Here is a 1,813-nt window from a genome sequence, read left to right as displayed (position 1 = left end):
TTTTATGATTGTTCATCCGGGCTCTTTGGGGGCTGGAACGGTGTGGTAACCACCATTTTCCAAAGATGTCCCGGATGAACAACGTACAGAGAGATCACAACTAGCAGTCGACTCTACCCTCGTCGCGGCGCGAAGCCAGCCGGTCGGCCAGCCGCGTCGGCTCGGGCAGCCGATAGCCGCGCAGCGTGCGCTGCACCCAGGCCAGCGCGGTATCGGCGCTGACCCGGTGCCCGCCAGCCACGAACAGCGGCTTGCAGCGGACCTTGCTGCGCAGCACCCAGCCAAGCTGCTCGTCGCCGTACAGCAACGGCGTGTGTGCGCCGGTTTCTGCACCGGGCTCTTCAAAGCGCCCCACCAGCTTCGACTTGGCTACGCCGATAGTGGGCAGGTCGGTCACCACGCCCAGGTGTGACGCCACGCCCAGCCGTCGCGGGTGGCTGATGCCATGGCCATCGACGAACACCAGGTCCGGCGTGCGCGGCAGCTGTGCCAACGCGGCCAGCAGGGCCGGCAGTTCGCGGAAGCTGAGCAGGCCGGGGATGTAGGGCATTACCGTGGGAATGCGGGCGATCTCCTGCGCCACCGGCTGCAGGGTGCGGGCATCCAGCAACACCGCTGCGGCGCGGGTGGTGGCGCCGTCATCCTCGAAGCCCACGTCCAGCCCGGCCAGCCAGCGCGGCTTGACCGGCAGGCGGTCCTGGCGCTCCACGCGGCTGGCCAGCTGCAGCTGCTGTTCGCGGGCGGCGGCGACGCTGCCTTGCCAATGGCCCGGATCGATCACGGTCTTCATCGCCCGCACCGTGGCATGGCCGCTGCCACGGCGCGGTGAGCGCGGGCGGGGCTACAATGTCCGCCTGCCTTTCCTCGCGTTGGAGATCCTGCAGTGACCCGTAAACTCGTACTGTTGCGCCACGGCCAGAGCCAGTGGAACCTGGACAACCGCTTCACCGGCTGGGTTGATGTCGATCTGACCGACCAGGGCCGCAGCGAAGCCGCCAACGCCGGCCGCCTGATGCGCGAAGAAGGCCTGCAGTTCGACGTCGCCCACACCTCGGTGCTCAAGCGCGCCATCCACACCCTGCAGGGTGCGCTGGCCGAACTGGGCCAGGACTGGCTGCCGGTAAACAAGTCCTGGCGCCTCAATGAACGCCATTACGGCGGCCTGCAGGGCCTGGACAAGGCCGAGACCGCTGCCAAGCACGGCGAGGACCAGGTCAAGGTGTGGCGTCGTTCCTACGACATCCCGCCGCCGCCGATGGAGCTGGAAGACCCGGGCCACCCGATCCACGACCGTCGTTACGCCGGCCTGGACCGCAACGCACTGCCGGGCACCGAATCGCTGGCGACCACGCTCGACCGCGTGCTGCCGTACTGGCACGACGCCATCGCGCCGCAGCTGAAGGACGGCAAGACCGTGCTGGTCACCGCCCACGGCAACTCGCTGCGCGCGCTGTACAAGTACCTCAACAATGTCTCGCGCGAGGAAATCCTCGAGCTGAACATCCCGACCGGCATCCCGCTGCTGTTCGAACTGAACGACGACCTGACGGTGAAGTCGTTCCGCTACCTGGGCGACCCGGAAGCAGCACGCAAGGCTGCTGAGGCCGTGGCCAACCAGGGCAAGGCGAAATAAGAACGAAGGGCCGGCGCAAAGCCGGCCTTTTCTTTTGTAGAGTCGAGCCATGCTCGACTGCTTTCATGGCGTGCAAAAGGCGCGTGGCCTGGTTCGGATTGCGCTGGCCGCGGCGGCGTTCCTTTTCGCCCTGCGGCTGCCAGCTGACCGAGGTCGCGCTGCTGCGTGCGTCGGGCAGTT

General features: G+C 67.1%; 2 protein-coding genes. One reads left to right on the top strand and one right to left on the bottom strand.

Annotated elements, in window-relative coordinates:
- Positions 1-100 precede the first annotated feature (100 nt).
- Positions 101-790 carry a deoxyribonuclease V gene (gene nfi / locus DCO49_RS19965; RefSeq protein ID WP_116865460.1) on the bottom strand — a complete coding sequence of 230 codons (690 nt, stop codon included), beginning with the start codon at positions 788-790 and terminating at the stop codon, positions 101-103.
- Between the two features lie 93 nt (positions 791-883).
- On the opposite strand from nfi, the gene gpmA reads away from it, so the two are divergent.
- Positions 884-1,633: a 2,3-diphosphoglycerate-dependent phosphoglycerate mutase gene (gene gpmA / locus DCO49_RS19960; RefSeq protein ID WP_108768246.1), complete on the top strand. Its 750-nt coding sequence runs from the start codon at positions 884-886 to the stop codon at positions 1,631-1,633.
- The last annotated feature ends 180 nt before the right edge of the window (positions 1,634-1,813 follow it).

Origin of the sequence: Stenotrophomonas sp. SPM (assembly GCF_003105135.1) — a bacterium.
Lineage (GTDB): Bacteria > Pseudomonadota > Gammaproteobacteria > Xanthomonadales > Xanthomonadaceae > Stenotrophomonas.
Note: the sequence above shows the minus strand (reverse complement) of the source record. Positions and strands in the feature narration are given on the sequence as shown.